Annotated in this window: 16 protein-coding genes; 4 read left to right on the plus strand and 12 right to left on the minus strand. The window is 60.1% G+C overall.

Annotation, left to right across the window (positions count from 1 at the left end; translation table 11 throughout):
* The coding region (gene rplQ, locus ACE3NW_RS06950; RefSeq protein ID WP_374281786.1) for a 50S ribosomal protein L17 at positions 1-361 on the plus strand (361 nt) is incomplete at its 5' end.
* Between the two features lie 798 nt (positions 362-1159).
* Here rplQ and ACE3NW_RS06955 read toward each other — a convergent pair.
* A complete protein-coding gene (locus tag ACE3NW_RS06955) occupies positions 1160-1690 on the minus strand; it encodes a lysozyme inhibitor LprI family protein (RefSeq protein ID WP_374281788.1) in 531 nt (176 codons plus the stop codon).
* 70 nt (positions 1691-1760) lie between these two features.
* Positions 1761-2450 carry a S24 family peptidase gene (locus ACE3NW_RS06960; RefSeq protein WP_374281790.1) on the minus strand — a complete coding sequence of 230 codons (690 nt, stop codon included), beginning with the start codon at positions 2448-2450 and terminating at the stop codon, positions 1761-1763.
* 202 nt (positions 2451-2652) lie between these two features.
* Between ACE3NW_RS06960 and ACE3NW_RS06965 the strand changes: the two genes are divergently transcribed.
* From ACE3NW_RS06965 to ACE3NW_RS06975, 3 genes are all read left to right on the plus strand, one after another.
* Positions 2653-3099, plus strand: a complete 447-nt coding sequence (locus ACE3NW_RS06965; protein ID WP_374281792.1) for a LexA family protein — start codon at positions 2653-2655, stop codon at positions 3097-3099.
* Entirely contained in the window at positions 3080-4408 is a 1329-nt protein-coding gene (locus ACE3NW_RS06970) for a Y-family DNA polymerase (RefSeq protein ID WP_374281794.1), read from the plus strand. The genes ACE3NW_RS06965 and ACE3NW_RS06970 overlap by 20 nt, the downstream gene beginning before the upstream one ends.
* 196 nt (positions 4409-4604) lie before the next feature.
* A complete protein-coding gene (locus tag ACE3NW_RS06975) occupies positions 4605-5468 on the plus strand; it encodes a glycine betaine ABC transporter substrate-binding protein (RefSeq protein WP_374281796.1) in 864 nt (287 codons plus the stop codon).
* On the opposite strand, the gene ACE3NW_RS06980 is transcribed toward ACE3NW_RS06975, so the two are convergent.
* The 10 genes from ACE3NW_RS06980 to trmD form a co-directional block, all read right to left on the minus strand.
* A complete protein-coding gene (locus ACE3NW_RS06980; protein WP_374281798.1) occupies positions 5465-8137 on the minus strand; it encodes a ComEC/Rec2 family competence protein in 2673 nt (890 codons plus the stop codon). The two genes, ACE3NW_RS06975 and ACE3NW_RS06980, sit on opposite strands and share 4 nt — an antisense overlap.
* Positions 8138-8245: 108 nt before the next feature.
* On the minus strand, positions 8246-8701 hold the full coding sequence (gene smpB, locus ACE3NW_RS06985) for an SsrA-binding protein SmpB (RefSeq protein ID WP_374281800.1): 456 nt from the start codon (positions 8699-8701) through the stop codon (positions 8246-8248).
* Entirely contained in the window at positions 8698-10470 is a 1773-nt protein-coding gene (gene ptsP, locus ACE3NW_RS06990) for a phosphoenolpyruvate--protein phosphotransferase (protein ID WP_374281802.1), read from the minus strand. The genes smpB and ptsP overlap by 4 nt, the downstream gene beginning before the upstream one ends.
* A gap of 1 nt (position 10471) precedes the next feature.
* Positions 10472-10762 carry an HPr family phosphocarrier protein gene (locus tag ACE3NW_RS06995; RefSeq protein WP_374281804.1) on the minus strand — a complete coding sequence of 97 codons (291 nt, stop codon included), beginning with the start codon at positions 10760-10762 and terminating at the stop codon, positions 10472-10474.
* A gap of 67 nt (positions 10763-10829) precedes the next feature.
* Entirely contained in the window at positions 10830-11579 is a 750-nt protein-coding gene (locus ACE3NW_RS07000) for a PTS system mannose/fructose/sorbose family transporter subunit IID (protein WP_374281806.1), read from the minus strand.
* 165 nt (positions 11580-11744) lie between these two features.
* A complete protein-coding gene (rsmI, locus tag ACE3NW_RS07005) occupies positions 11745-12596 on the minus strand; it encodes a 16S rRNA (cytidine(1402)-2'-O)-methyltransferase (RefSeq protein WP_374281808.1) in 852 nt (283 codons plus the stop codon).
* Positions 12538-12993 (minus strand): YraN family protein, encoded by a 456-nt coding sequence (locus tag ACE3NW_RS07010; protein WP_374281810.1) that lies wholly within the window; start codon positions 12991-12993, stop codon positions 12538-12540. Before ACE3NW_RS07010 ends, rsmI begins: the two co-directional genes overlap by 59 nt.
* Complete coding sequence (locus ACE3NW_RS07015) at positions 12990-13682, minus strand: ribonuclease HII (protein WP_374281920.1); 693 nt, start codon at positions 13680-13682, stop codon at positions 12990-12992. Before ACE3NW_RS07015 ends, ACE3NW_RS07010 begins: the two co-directional genes overlap by 4 nt.
* A 286-nt stretch (positions 13683-13968) precedes the next feature.
* On the minus strand, positions 13969-14316 hold the full coding sequence (gene rplS / locus ACE3NW_RS07020; protein WP_022658201.1) for a 50S ribosomal protein L19: 348 nt from the start codon (positions 14314-14316) through the stop codon (positions 13969-13971).
* Between the two features lie 78 nt (positions 14317-14394).
* Positions 14395-15702 carry a tRNA (guanosine(37)-N1)-methyltransferase TrmD gene (trmD, locus tag ACE3NW_RS07025; protein ID WP_374281812.1) on the minus strand — a complete coding sequence of 436 codons (1308 nt, stop codon included), beginning with the start codon at positions 15700-15702 and terminating at the stop codon, positions 14395-14397.
* Positions 15703-15782: the final 80 nt, after the last annotated feature.

Raw genomic sequence — 15782 nt, forward strand, 5'->3', positions numbered from 1 at the left:
CAAAATCCGCACCACGGAAATCAAGGCCAAGGAGCTGCGCCGGGTGGTGGAACCCCTGATCACCCTTGCCAAGCGCAACGACCTGCACGCCCGCCGTCAGGCTTACCGTGTGTTGAACGATCACGCTCTGGTTAAGCGCCTTTTTGACGAGATCGGACCTGTTTTCGCCGGTGTTCCCGGCGGCTACACCCGTATCCTTAAGCTGGCCATGCCCCGCAAGGGCGACAACGCCCCCATGGCCATTATTGAGCTCTCTCGCGCCCTTGAAGCCGCTCCCGCTACGGAAGCTGCCGCCGAAGAAGCGCCTGCAAAGCCCAAGCGTACCCGCAAGCCCAAGGCTGAAGAAACCGCTGAAGCGTAATTGCTTTACTGGTTTGGTTTATAACGACAAAGGGGCGCATAGCGCCCCTTTGTCGTTTTTCGTCCCAATTGCCACATGCCGCATTGCGGTAATGCTGTTGCATGTTCCCTGACTTGGGGTGTACCTCCCCTTGCGCCTATTCCTCCCCCACCCACAGTTTGCTTTTGGGATCAATGTCCTTCCAGCCGCCTTTTTTTGCTATTCCGCACCGTTCTTCACAGAACATATTCAGCATTGTGCAGCGTGCGACATGAAACGAATCCCTAAATGATCTGGCTCCGGTGCTAGCCACATTGGACATACTTCCGGCACTACTGCGCTGTTGTGCATTCAGATTAAGGGCTTCATTACACTCACAAGTCGTTTTCTAATTATCTCGAAATGTTGCAACTCACAGAAGTCATTCGAGAGAGGGAACTGCTTGGATAATGCGTGCATTGAATCATTCTTCTCGCATATGAAGCTGAAGTTTTATTGGAAAATTAGTGTAGAGCAAAGACGCCCCCCTGATTGATGCATAGATACGTTTCTACAAGACAGAACGATTCCAGAAATGGCTCTGCCGCTTTCCTCGGTAGAATACCGGGAGAAACTGGGTGCTTGATCATTGCCACTGAGGCATTTTTAGCTCTCTACTTGACGGGAGGGGGCAGACCACTATCTGGGGGAGAGTACAAGCAAAAAAAGCAGCACCATTACAGTGCTGCTGCATAAACAAATATTGCCCAAGGCTAAGGCTGCCAGAGAAAATATCGCTTCTGTCAACGAGCTGAGTGTTTGCCCTTTGAGAGCAATGGCCTAAATCTCTGTGTTTTCGAGAATACCGTCAACCCAGCGTGTCATGCGCGCCGTTTGCTCCAGATACCACAACGAGGTCATGAGTGGTGACAGTGTGCCGCCGTCGGGATCGTACATTGCTACCGAACCACTTTTGCGCAATGCGTCCCACGCACTCAGTGCCTCGTTGAACGCCTTGGCCCTTTCTGGGTTCAACGCTGCCGCAACATTGTTGCGTTGGGCCATCAGGCGCGTTTCCAGACGTTGCTGCTCGGCTGTCATGCAATCCTGCATGGATGTGGTTGTGCCTGCCGCATCGTCCATGCACGTCTGATAGGTTTGGCTGAAGAGGCTTTCCACCGCTGGTGCGGGTTCCTGCGGATCAACATTGCTGGCGGCAGCGGCCTCGGCCCCTGGCTGCGCGGCTGTAATCTGCTGCGGTGCGGCCTGTGCGGCAAAAGCCTGCCCGGCTGCCAGCAGCTCAAGGCACATAAAGGCCGAGGCTGCAATGGTGAACAATAAAGCAGCAAAGGATCGACGAGTACGCAACATCCCTGACTCCTTGCAAATAAGTCTTATATTCTGAAAGTGTACGCTCACGCTACGTTGGGCGCAAGCCTTGTTATCTGTATTCCCTTCCAGACCAAAGAACGCGCCCTATAACCCTGAACTGGTCGGCGCAGTCTCCGCGCAGATCAAGGCTCACCGGCGGATAGGCCGGGTTGACGCTGTGCAAGATAATTTTGCCGGGCAGCTTGTCGATGCGCTTAATGTAAATGGCATCTTCAAAACCCACGGCATAGAGCCGGCCCGGGCTGATTTCTGTCTGCCCACGGTCGAGCAGTACCAGGTCATTATCAAAAATTTCAGGAACCATGCTGTCGCCAGAAACCCGCATAAGCACCATACGCCGGGGGTTGCCCTTGCGGCGCAAAAAATCTCCCCTGAATGCGTAGCTGCCCTGACTGTGGCTGTTTACCTCAAGGCTGCCTGTGCCAGCTGAAAGCCTGGCCTCAGCCAGCGGTATACTGATAAGGTCGGCCTCGCAATCAGCCTGAATACTCGGCAATTCCCCGTCTGCTGCTTCTGGCAGGCGCATGGGCCCGCAGCCAAAAAAAAGCCAGTGCGCGTTTACGCCAGTGTGTGCCGCACAGGTCTGAATCCATGAGGGCGGTACTTCGCCTCTTTTACGGGCTCCGCTTACCGATTGGGGGGTAATGCCAAGAGACCGGGCAAGTTCGGCATCGCTCACTACCTCAAGGGCCTGCATAAGTCTTTGCAATGTATCTTTGAAATCAGCTTTTTCCGGCATGACGTTTCTCGCTTCGCACGCAAATCGGTGGTTCCGCGCACGTTTTTGGCGGGGTTGATTCAGCTTTTCTTTCAAGGTATCAATCTCAGGCGTTGCTTGCAAGGATAAAATAAGCTAAAAGTTGATTGTCGTGCAACTGGGGCGCGCATGAAACCGATTTGTTGTCTGCGCCGCACGCACAATCCGTTCCCAAGGAGGCGGTATGACATACATTTCGTCTTCGCTAGAGCTGTTAGGCGATTCGGCGGCAATACAGCGAGAGCGTGTGGGGCTGCCCCTGTATCTTGCCCCGGTAGAGGCTGGCTTTCCCTCACCGGCAGAGGATTACCTTGACCGCAGGCTTGATCTGCACGAGCACCTGGTGCGCAATGATGCTGCCACGTTTTTTTTGCGCGCGCACGGCGAATCCATGCTCGGAGCTGGCATTCATGACGGTGATCTGTTGATCGTTGACCGCTCCCTGGATGCCGGTCACCGCAAGGTGGTTATTGCTGCACTGGACGGCGAGTTGACCGTCAAAAGGCTGCTGCACCGCGAAGGGCGGGTATTTTTGGCTCCAGAAAACCCGCAGTTTGAGCCCATCGACATTACGGAGAGCGAATTTGTACATATATGGGGCGTAGTTACCTATGTTGTCCACAAGCTCTGATTCGCCCGCATCCCTTTGGGCGCTTGTTGACTGCAACAATTTTTATGCTTCGTGCGAAAAGCTGTTCAGGCCAGACCTGGCCAACCGCCCGGTGGTTGTGCTGTCAAACAACGATGGCTGCATAGTGGCGCGTTCGGCAGAGGCCAAGGCCTTGGGCATTCCCATGGGGGCGCCAGAGTTCAAGCTTCGTTCACGTCTGCAAGAATTGAATGTGGCGGTTTTTTCGTCCAATTACGCCCTGTACGGAGATATTTCGGCCAGAGTCGTAGGCATTCTGGAGCAGTGCTGCCAGCAGGTGGAGCCATATTCCATTGATGAATGTTTTGTGAGGCTTGATGCCCCCCAACGGGCCAATCTGCCGGAATTCTGCCGCGAAGTTCGCCAGCGCGTGCAACGCTGGACGGGAATTGTCGTTTCCGTGGGGGTGGGAGCAACACGCACCCTGGCCAAGGTTGCCACCCATGTAGCCAAGAAGCATCTGGCATACGAAGGCGTTTTTTCACTTGCCCGGCCAGTGGAGGCCATAGACCGGGTGCTGGCGCGCACGCCAGTGGAAGACATTTGGGGAGTAGGGCGGCGGCAGGCGCGGCGGTTGTGGGCCGAAGGCATACGCACAGCCCTGCACATGAAAAATGCAGACGATGTCTTGCTGCGCCGCCTGCTTACTGTTACTGGCTGGCGCACGGCCCTGGAGCTGCGGGGGATTCCCTGTCTTGGCAACGAAACCGCGCCTGTTACCCGCAAAACGCTCATGTCCACCCGATCGTTTGCACGCCGTATTCACGACAAGGCCATGCTCGCCCAGGCGTTGTCTACCTTTGCGGTGCGCGCGGCCACACGTCTGCGCCGCGAAGGCATGGTTGCGGGCGGGTTGGCCGTACACATTCGCACAGCGCGCCCAGGGCAGGGTGCTGAGAACGAGCGCCTCTACGACCAGACCAGCCAATGCCCCTTGCCAGTGCCCACCGCAGACAGCCAGCAGTTTATCAATGCGGCGCTAGAGGGGCTTGAGCGCATATTCATGCCCGGTTTTGCCTATGCCAAGGCCGGGGTGATGCTCTATGGCCTTGAACGGGCCGATGCCATGCAGGGCAGTCTTTTGGCCTTGGCCGCAGGCAATGACGCCTGTGGTGACGAACGTCGCCAGCGTCTCATGCGTTCGCTGGATGACATCAACGGCCGGTTTGGGCGAGACACTGTTATTTTTGGCGCACAGGGCATGGGCCATGCCCCATGGCACATGCGGCAGAATCACCGCTCACCCCGCATGACCACCAGCTGGGACGAACTTCCCCTGGCGCACTGTTAGACCTCCACGCATGGGCGAGCTGCATACGCGCCCGACAGCCAGAATTTTTTTTCGGGCGTCGGTGCTGGGGATGCGGCCACGCGAGGCGTTAAATAGCTTTGAAGCCCTGCATGAAACTGCTATGTTTTTTGCAAGCGGAATCGCTTTTTCCGAATGGCAGGGCGCGCTGCCCTGGTCAAGTTGCGTGGAGGGAGCAATGGCACGCGGTTTTCTTGTGCTGTTCCTGGCAGTCATGGTTTGGGTATTTCCCGGGCAGGCTACTGCTGCGGCCAAGGCGGGCAAGACCCTTAAAATTGTCTACGTTGACTGGGATTGCGCCATTGCGTCCAGCAATCTCGCCAAGGCTGTGCTGGAAGAAAGATTTGGGTATCGCGTAGAACTGCTGCCGGTAAGTCCAGAGATGATGTGGAGCCGTGTTGCCAGCGGAGAAGCCGATGCCATGGTTGCTGCATGGCTGCCCGACACCCACGCAGAGATGTATGCCAAGGTAAAAAATCAGGTAGAAATGCTGGGCAAGCTTGTGGGCAGTGCCCGTCTGGGGCTGGCCGTACCGGACTATGTGACATTGCGGTCCATTGATGAACTGGACGTCAACGCGGACAGGTTCAACGGGCGCATTGTGGGTATTGACCCCGGCTCTGGTTTGATGCGGCTGGCGGGCAACGCGCTGAAGGATTACGAAATCACCCAGTTGCAGCTCGTGCCGGGCAGCGGGGCAAGCATGGCGGTCAGTCTGGCCGAGGCCATACGCAAGCAGGAATGGATTGTGGTGACGGCCTGGTCGCCGCACTGGATGTTCAACCGCTGGTCCATGCACTACCTTGATGACCCATTGGGCAGCCTTGGCAAGGAAGAAAGTATTTTTAAGGCTGGGCGCATTGATCTGAAAAAAGACCATCCTGACGCCTGGGCTTTTTTGAGCAAGTTTTGTTTTGAAGATGCCTCACAGTTACAGCGGCTCATGGATTGGAACCAGCAAAAGGGATCTGATCCCGTGCAGAATGCACGCCGTTTTATGAAGGAAAGCCCCCGGCTGGTGGATTCCTGGCTCAAGAATTAGGGCCTCCCTGTGCTTACCGCATGCACTCCAAAACCCTCGCCCTGCGCGGGCCATGTAACGCGCACAGCGCCGTGGCGTCCTGTGTACAGCAGGGGCACACCCATTGCGTCACACCATGCCCGCAGGCATGGCGCAGGGTAGCCATAGCGGTTTTCAAAACCGCACGAGGCCACCACAAGGCCGGGCTGCACAGCGGCATAAAATTCTTTTAAAAATCCGTTTTGTGAACCGTGGTGCGGGGCCACAATAACCTCTGCACGCAGATCATCGCCGTTTTCAAGCAGGCGGTGCAGCACCGGCTGCTCCGCATCGCCCAGAAACAGGGCCAGACCTCGCCCGTGCTGGGTCAGCCGTGCTACCACAGAGGCATCGTTGCCTTGCCACATGTCCTGCTCTGTACGGGGCGGGTGCAGTATTTCCATGCGCAAATCATGGGCGGGATCACCGAGTATCAGACTGTCGCCTCTTGCCAGGGGGCGGCTGTGGTGCAGGCGGCGCGCCTCCCGCCACTGCTGGCCCCATCTGGCCTTTCCTTCACGCCCGTTTTCAAAGAGTTGATCTACCGTAAAAGCCCGCAGCACATGCAGCAGACCGCCCATGTGGTCAAGGTCGGGGTGCGTGTTGAGCACCGCCGCCAGCTGGGGAGCGTCATTGTAGGTCAGGGCCGGGGCCACCAGGGCCTGACCGGGGTCAAAGCGCGTAGAGGCGCTGCCACTGCCGTCCAGCAGCAAGCGTACATGGCCCGGCAGACGTAGCAACAGGGCCTGGCTTTGTCCCACATCAAGCACATCAAGGCGAATGTGGCCGGAAAGGCGCTCTGCGGTGCGCATGAGCGGGCCAATGCACAAAAGCACGGCTCCGGCCAGCAGCAGGCGGCGGGCAGTTGTGGGCAGTGTGGCGCGTCCGGCCTTGAGCGCCAGTGCCCCCAGCAGTGCGGCAAAGGCGGGCAGGGCTGTCCAGTGCGGCCGCAGCAGTGCGGGCGGTTGCAGCACGTTGACGGCAGCCAGCCAGGCAAGACAGTCGGTGAGCCACTGGCAGGGCAAGGCGGCCAGATCAAGAATCAGCCGTGCGGGCGTTTCAAGCCCCGTGGCCGACAACAGCAGGCCCAGCACTGCGGCAGGCAGCACCAGCATGTCGGCAATGGGCAGCCAAAAGACATTGAGCCAGAACCAGTGCCCCATATTGTTGAACAGCAGCATGTTCAGCGGCAACAGTGCCACCTGGATGCCCAGCGAAACAAGAAATATCCGCAGCATTGCCCATAACGCCCGGCGTATCTGCCTTTTTTGCAGCCAGCCGGTTGGGTTGCCTGCGAGGGAGTCTGGCAGATTGTCTGGCAGTCTGTGCGTTGTGGCCTCCGGCTCTGGAGCCAGCACGCGCATCCAGGGCATGCTCATGCCGATAACGGCCACGCACAGAACAGAGAGTTGCAGGCCCGTGTCGAGCATGCTGAGGGGCGAAGCCACACTTATGCAGAGCAGGGCGGCGCAGAGTACGTCAAGCGTGGTGCGGGGGCGTCCCTGCAAAAAGTAAAAGGCCAGAAACAGCAGCATCACCGCTGCCCGCAGCAGCGAGGCCGGGGCATCCCCCAGCCACAGATAGGCCATGGCGGGCGGCACGGTTGCCAGCAGAATCCACACCGCCCGTGGGCGGCGCAGATAGATACCGGGCCGCACGCGGGCGGCTGCAAGCACACACAGCAGGCCCACAAGGCCAGCAACTGTCAGGTGCTGGCCGGAAAGGGCGAGGCTGTGTACCAGCGTGGCCGCCGAAAAATTGTTGAGGGTCTGCTGGCTGAGATACTGCCGGTCGCCAAAGAGCAGAGCCAGAAGAATGGCCTTGCCCTGCGACATGTGGGGGCGTGGTTCCTGCCGGGCATCATCCGCATTGACAAGGGGGATGTCCGTAACCCTGGGCAGCAGCACCGCAACAAAATCTTGCCGCAGCGCATCACGCCAGCGGGCAGAAACAGTGGCCTGGCCTGAAATCTGCGGGTTCCCCTGTGCTCCCAGGCTCCATACCCGCCAGCGCACGCCCTGCGCTGCCAGCCACAGGCCCCAGTCTGTCTGCCCTTCGTTGGCAAAACCCTGGGCTGGCATGGGCCGACGTGTGAGGCACACTGTCTGGCCGGAAAGGGGCGGTGCAATGGTAAAGGCTGGAGGGGGAGATTCCCATGTCCAGGCCACCTTGCCCTGCAAGGCCGGGGTAAACGCTGGCGGCACGCTGGCTGCGGCCTGATCGGCGCTGGCTGCGAACGTGCCAGCTGGCAAGGAGGTGGCTGCCGCCGTGCTGGCCCCTGCCGGGCGTACCTCATCCAGCAGCAGGCGCAGGCGGTTATCGGGCAGGCCCTGCATGTCGCGCACCGTGCCGCACACCCGTGGTGGGTGTGTGCTTTCGTGCAGCCATGACGGCGGTTGGTCTGCATGATTCGCCGCTGCCGCAGGCCATGGCGATCCATAAAGCTGCCAGCAGCCAGCAGTAAAACCGGCCAGCAGACACAGCAGGGCCAGGGCTGATCTTGCCCATTGCCACAGGCGTGCATCAGCAACAAAAAGCAGCAGGGCAAAGCAGAGGGAGGGCAGGGGCCAGGGGGCGGCAGTGATGCCCGTTATCCAGAAGCCCAGATACGTCTGCCAGAGCAGGGGGGCTTGCAGGGGAGGATGCCGCATAGTGAACCTTGAAAGAATGGCTGCTGTTCAGCATTTGTGGCTGTGCGGGGCGGCACGGCCCTAAAAAAAGAGCGCCCTTGCAGCAAGAGCGCTCATCCCAGACCAGATTTATGCCAGTTCGCGGGCCATATCCCGTTCTGCTGCCCTGCGTTTGAGGGTTTCGCGGTGGTCGTGCAGTTTTTTACCCTTGCCCAGGGCAATTTCAACCTTGACCTTGCCACGCTTGAAATAAAGACGCACGGGCACAACAGTAAGGCCCTGCTGGGCTACAAGACCGGCAAATTTGGATATTTCGCCTTCGTGCAATAGCAGCTTGCGCGAGCGGTCGGGCTCTTGCGTCATATAGCCCGCATTGGCGTAGGGCGCTATATGCAGCGAAACAAGCCAGGCTTCGCCCTGGTGAAAATCGACATAGCTATCAATAAAGTTGACCTTGCCAGCGCGGATGCTTTTGACTTCCGGGCCGGTAAGTACAATGCCCGCCTCGGTGAACTCGGAAAGTTCATAGAGGTGACGGGCCTTTTTGTTGACGGCAACAGTGGAGGGAGGTGTTTTTTGGCTCATGGATGACTGTGTGTGAAAAGGCTCGTGGTATGAAAGGCCAGTTCCTGCCCCAGTGACTGTTGCAGGGCTTCGCGCACAATGCGCTTGGAGGCGGCCACATCGGTGCTGAGCAGCACGCTGTTGGCCATATCCATGCACGCCTGGGCGTTAAACTGGCGGATAAGATGCTTCATTCCCGGTACAAATCGCGGTGCTGCCGATACCGTATCCACGCCCATGCCCAGCAGCAGGGCCAGGCCAAAGGGGTCGGAGGCAAGCTCGCCGCAGACAGAAACGCCAATGCCCTCACGGTGCGCGGCGTCGATGATATGTTTGAGCGAGCGAACCACAGCCGGGTGCAGAGGTTCGTTAAGATAGGCCACATGGCGGTTGTTGCGGTCAATACCCATGATGTAATGGATAAGATCGTTGGTTCCGATGCTGAAAAAATCGCATTCCCGCGCAAGGGCATCGCAAATCAGGGCCGCAGCGGGGGTTTCAACCATCACGCCCAGGGGCAGCAGCGGGGCATGGGGCAGATTTTGGGCCGCCAGCTCCTGATGCAGTTCCTGCATGATGCGGCGCACCTGCTGCACTTCGTCGAGGCACGAAATCATGGGCAGCATGATGGCCACATTGCCCATGGCTCCGGCACGCATGAGCGCGCGCAGCTGGGTGCGAAAGATGCCCTGATGCCGCAGGCAAAAACGTATGCCGCGCAGGCCTAGCGCCGGATTGGGTTCCTTGAGCACGGCCTGGGCGTGCAGCATTTTGTCTGCGCCCACATCAAGCGTGCGAAAAACAACGCGGTCTGGCGCGGCCCTTTGGGCCACGGCGGCGTATTCGGCCAGCAGGTCATCTTCGGTAGGCAGGCGGTCGGTAAAATAGGCAAACTCGGTGCGGTACAGGCCCACGCCGTCTGCGCCGCACTGGGCGAGGGCTGCCAGCTCGTTGGTTCCCTCAAGGTTGGCCTGTACTTCCACGCGCACACCGTCGCACATTTCGGCAGGCCAGCGGGCAGATTTGAGTGTAAGGTTTTCCCACGCCGTGTATTCTTCGCGGCGGGCGGCAAAACGGGCCTCGTCGGCCTCGTCGGGGCTCAACAGCACGCTGCCGCCAAGGCCGTCAACCACCAGAATTTCGTTTTCGCGGGCAATATCCATAAGCCCGGTAACGCCCGCAAGGCAGGGAATGTGCATGCCGCGCGACAAAATGGCGGTGTGCGAGGTGGGGCCGCCCTCGGCGGTGAGAATGCCCAGCACGCGGTCGAGGTTGAGCTCCATGACATCGGCGGGGGAGAGGTCTTCGGCCACCAGCACGCCGGGGGTTTCGTCCTCGGCATTGCGCGCGGGGTCTGCCGCAAGGTGTTCGCGCAGGCGCAGGCCCACGGCGCGTATATCCTGCGCACGGTCACGCAGATAGGCGTCGTCCATGCTTCTGAACAGCGCGCACAGTTCGTCCACCGTGAGCTTGAGCGCCCACGAGGCGCACACAAGGTTGGTTTCTATGCGGGCCAGCGTTGCCTTGAGCAGCTTGGGATCGCGGGCCATTTCCATTTGGGCGGCAATAACATCGCGGTATTCCGAAAGATCTTCGGGCACGTTTTCCATGGTGGCGGCTAGCGAAGCGCGCACGCCTTCTACCGCCGCACGCAGTGTTTCCTGCTCGGCTGCCACCTCGGCGGCGGTGATGCGGCGCTCGTCGTCCTGCCGTGCCTTGTGCATAAAGCGCACCCTGCCAATGGCAATGCCAGGCGAAACAGGTGTGCCAAAAAGTACCGCGCGGGCCATGTTAATCCTGCAAATTGGTTAAAAATTGGGCCAGACCGCTGAGGGCCTCGCGGGCGTCATCGCCCTGGGCCAGCAGTGTGAGCTCCGCATTGGCGGGCGGCGCAAGCGACAGGATGTCCAGCATGCTTTTGGCGTCCACCTCGCCGGTGTCGCTGACAAGCTGTATGTCAGAGTCGTAGCGCTGCGCCTCCTGCGCCAGACGTGCCGCCGGTCGGGCGTGCAGGCCGTTGCGCAGGCCAAGGCATATCCGCAACGCCAGACCGCGTGGCGTTTGTTCTATGGCGTCTTCCATCTTCCTACCTTTGAGCGTTATTTCGGAAAGGCAAACAAAAGGTTCGCTACCGAAAAACATGTATATTCTACATGCCTATGAGGCCCAAGTCCACGAGAATAAGGGCTCCCGTGGTAACAACCCAAAGCAGCAGGCGCGGCAGGCGCATGCGGCCCACAAGCCACGCGGCGGTCAGCACCGCCGCAGCCCCCAGGGCGTAGGCAGTCCAGGGGAATGGTTTGATTCTGCTGAGGGGCAGATGCCAGATAACCAGGGCTGCCAGAGCCGCATTGATCATCTTGAGCCTGTCCACCCAGTTGATGAGGTTGAGCCTGCGCAGTTTTGCGAGTGTGGTCAGCCCGTAGCGCAGGCCCGAAACAAAGCAGATGGCCCTGAAAAGCAGCAGGGCGCAAAACATGCTGACAGCCAGCGCAATGGCAATGCCTGTAAACCCCGCCAGCAGCAGGCTGACGCTGAGCAGCGACCACAGGGGCAGCAGCGTGCCGCTGAAAAACGAATCACCCAGGGCCGACAGGGTGGTTGCCAGGGTTTCGCGCACGGAATTGAGCGCCGATTCTGGCAGTGAGCCCTTGGCTATGTTCTGTTCAAGCTGAAGCAGAATACCCACAAAAAGGGGAATCATGAACGGGTGGGTGTTGCTGTGGCCCGCGTAGCGGCCCATGGCGCGGGCAAAGGCCTGCGGCTCCGGGTAGAGCTGGCGCAGGGCTGGCTCAAGCACAAAGGCCAGGCCTATCTGCTGCATGCCTCTGGCGGTCATGGCCGCATTGATGCAGCCGGTGCGGGCCAGGCAGGCAAGAACAACGCGTTTGGGATACATGGCAACCCCGTGGCATGCCGGTTGTGCTGTTTGGGCTGGCTCGCCCGCTGCAAGCGCAGCGATACGTGCCGTGCCGGGCGATCTGGCCGGTCAGTTGTTGGCGCAGTGCGCGGTGCTTGCCAAATTTTGCATGCCCTGCGCCCCTGTGGTTTGCCGCGCGGTGCGCTAGGCTTCAGGGGCAGGCTGTTCGGTTCCTGTGAGCAGGGCGTATATTTCCTTGCCAGACCAGCCGCGCACGGCATCCTGCACACGGCGGGCAACCTGGCGCGGTTTGCCGCCCTGGGCAAGCTCTGCATTGGCCAGCAGCAGCACTTCTTCCCGTGGGGTGCGTTCTGTGTGTTCTGGCGGCCCCACAACCACCGTGATTTCGCCCAGCAGTTCGTCGGGCAGCTGGGCACTGTCTTCAAGACGCCCCACTATAAATTCCTCATGTTCCTTGGTCAATTCCCGGCACACAGCCAGCTCGCGCGGGCCCAGAATACGTGCGGCCTGGGCAAGGCTTTCCTTGAGGCGGTCCTTGCGTTCAAAAAAGATGAGCGCGCCCGGCACATGGGCAAAGGCGCTGAACAGGGCATCACGGCCTGCGGCATCGCGCGGCAGAAAACCCAGAAAACTGTGCGGCAGCGGCGGTATGCCCGCAGCGGAAAGCGCCGTCACCGGCGCGGAAGGCCCCGGCAGGGGGGATACGGCAAGACCCTCCTTGCGGCAGGCCCGCACCAGGCGGTAGCCGGGATCGGCCAGCAGGGGGGTTCCGGCATCGGAAACCAGAGCAACATTTTGCCCCTCGCGCAGCAGGCGCAGCACGCCCTCCTGCCGTTCGGTTTCGTTGTGGTCGTGGAAACTCAGCAGGCGGCGGACTTCAAGACCGCATTCGCGCAGCAGTCGGGCTGTGCGGCGGGTGTCTTCGGCCAGTACCAGATCGGCGCTGGCCAGCACCTCGCGCGCTCTGGGCGAAAGATCACCAGGGTTGCCAAGTGGTGTTGCCACTATCCACAGTCGGTTCGCATTCAAAGGCATGGCGGCAGTGCTCCAGATGCAGGGTATCGCCCTCGCGCACAACGCAGACCACATCAAACCGGCATGGGCTGCTCCACGCGTCGTGGGCCGCTAGCCAGGCCCTGGCCGCACGGCACAGGGTGCGCTGCTTGGCGGGGGTAAGCGCGGCGGCAGGGCCACCGTGCGTTGTCTGGCTGCGGGTTTTTACTTCAACAAAAACAATGGTATCAGCATCGCGGCAAACAATATCCAGCTCCAGCCTGCCTTCGCGCCAGTTGGTGGCCAGCACCTTCATGCCTCTGCGTTCAAGCATTGCGCGGGCGGCCTCTTCGCCCTTGCGGCCAAGGCTCAGGTGGGCCGGGCCTGCGGCCTGCTCTTTTTTGCCGCCCAAAAATGTCTGCAACCAGCGCGGCGTCATAGCAGGCTGGCCTGCTGCGCAACGGGCTTTTCGGGCAATACACCGCGAAAGGTCAGCCGGTGCTGCGGGCATGGACCAAGGCGGCGCAGGGCCTGGTAATGGTCTTCTGTCCCGTAGCCCTTGTGCGCTTCAAATCCATATCCGGGCCAGCGTTTTTCCATATGGGTCATGAGTGTGTCCCGATATGTTTTTGCCAGAATGGAGGCAGCGGATATGGCGGGTTCGCTGGCATCGCCACCGATAATGGAGCGCTGCGCTGGCAGGGCCGCACTGTGGGCCTTGCCCCAGTGCAGGGTCAAAACCTGGCGTGGCAGGGTTTTGTTGCCGTCAATAAGCAGTTGCGCGGGGCTGCAACGCAGGCAGCGCACGGCGCGGCTCATGGCTTCAAAGGTGGCCTGCAAAATGTTGATGGCGTCAATGCGGGCAGGCCACACCACGCCCAAACCCCAGGCCAGGGCGCACTGGCGGATAAGCGGCGCAAGCGTTTCGCGCGTTTTGGCACTGCACGCCTTGGAATCGTTGAGGCCGGGGAGCTCGTAGCTGTGCGGCAAAATGACGGCAGCGGCCACCACCGGGCCTGCAAGGCAGCCGCGACCGGCCTCGTCGATACCGGCAACCAGACCCTGCGGTGGGTTTGCGGCATCGCCCTGGGGCAGCAGGCACGCCTCTGCGGGCGCGGCAATGCCCATAGGGGTAACCATCTGCACAAGGCTGGCCTGCAAAAGCTGGCTTTGCGCCTTTGCCGTGCGGTTTGATGCTTTTCTGCCCATGGTTTCTCCGCTGCGCGGCACACGGCCTGACCAGCGTAAATAGCTACGGCTGACAGCTACAGGCGTACAAAATGCAGCGACATGGCTGCCGCTTGCTTTGTGCTGTGCCTTGATGCCAGTCTATGGACGCGCGAACAGCGCACCAGAGAAAATCTCTGGTGCGCCGTAAAAACGCTTGCTGCGGATCTGATACCTACAAAAGGGATCAGAAGCGGCCACGCGGCTTGATGCGCGCGGCTTTGCCCTTGAGGGCACGCAGGTAGTACAGACGGCTGCGGCGCACGCGGCCCTGCGTGATCAGCTCAACGCGGTCAATGAAGGGCGAGTTGAGCGGGAAAATACGTTCCACGCCCACGCCGTCAGAAACCTTGCGCACCGTAAAGGTGGCGCTGGTGGTGCCGCGTTTGATGCGGATGACGTTACCCTGGAAGACCTGGATACGTTCTTTTTCGCCTTCCACAATGCGCAGGTGTACTTTCACCGTGTCGCCGGAGCGAAACGCGGGAAGATCCATGCGCTGGTTTTCCAGTTCAATTTTCCTGATGATGTCCATCGTGAACTCCTTGCAAATCCGGGCGGATTGTTGCGTCGTTGCAAAGCGGCGCCGATGCGCTCAGGCCGCCGTGTTGCGTCAGTAGTAGTCGCCTAATATCCTGTCGGCCAGAATGGCGGCCGCGCTGCGCACCGAAAGATGGTTGTAGCCCAAAAAACGCACCGGCCTCAGAGTGCCCTCGCACTGTTCGAGCACCTCCGGCGCAAGCCCTTGCGCCGTGCCCAGGCAGAGCATAACCGGCCCCTGGTCGCACCAGCGCCGCACGTCGCGCGGTGTCATGGGCATGCATTCCGGTTTGGATGCCTTGCCCCTGGCAGGCCAGACGGCAGAACTAGCTACCAGTCTGGGTCGCGTTCCATGCTGCGCGGTCATATGCGCCACCGCTTCTTCAAGCGAAGTCGCGGGTTGCACCAGACCGAGTGCCTGCGCCCGGTCGGCGTTGCCTATACCGCCCGGCCCCCGCGTCCAGTGACGCAAAATTTCTTCCAGCACCCGCAGCTGGTCGTGAAGAGGGGTTACCGGATAGAAGGAACCCATTGCATAGCTGCGGGAAATTCGGGCTATATCGTGTATGTCCAGATTTGTCAAAGAGGAAGCACCGATTTTTTTTGGCCCAAGCGAAACCGGGTAGTGTACAAGGCAGAACGAAAGGTTGCGCCCAGGCCGCTCGCGCGGTGTTTCGGCAAGGGTTTGCACGTCTTCGCGGTACAGCGGTGCCTCATTCAACATTTCTGGCCGCACGCGCAGTGTGGTGCGTACCGATTCCTGCCTGCGCCAGCGGGCAATGCGGGCGTGGTCGCCGCTTTGCAACACTTCTGGAACTGTCAGGCCCTCAAAATTTTCTGGCCGCGTGTAGTGCGGATATTCCAGCAGTCCGTGCGAGAAACTTTCGTCATCGCCCGATTCTTCCTTGCCCATAAAGCCGGGCATAAGCCGGGCCACGGCCTCGATCACCGACAGGGCAGCGCTTTCACCGCCGTTGAGCACAATGTCGCCCACACTGACAGGTTCAAGCGGAAACAGTTGCAGCAGACGTGCGTCTATGCCCTCGTATCTGCCGCAGACAATGGTGAGGTCTTCCTCGTGCGCGAGTTCGCGCACCATCTGCTGGGTCAGCGGGCGGCCACCTGGGGCCATGAACAGCATGCGGCCAGGCCGCTCGATGGAGCGCAGCGCGCGGGCCAGCGGTTCACCCTGCATGACCATGCCAGGGCCGCCGCCGTAGGGGCGGTCATCCACATGGCGGTGCTTGTCTGTGCTGAACTGGCGCGGATCGTGAAAACTGCAATCCACAACGCCAGCCTCCCGCGCACGGCCCATGAGGGCTGTGGACAGGGGAGAATCGAAAAATTCGGGAAAAAGCGTGACAAGGTGAAAACGCGGCATGGGCGGAGAGTGCCGCAAAAACGGCAGTCTTGCAAGGAATGTCTGCAAGGCCTGCTGTGCGGGATATGAGTGCCGCAGCT

It is taken from the genome of Desulfovibrio sp. (assembly GCF_041907885.1).
Classification (GTDB): Bacteria; Desulfobacterota; Desulfovibrionia; order Desulfovibrionales; family Desulfovibrionaceae; genus Desulfovibrio.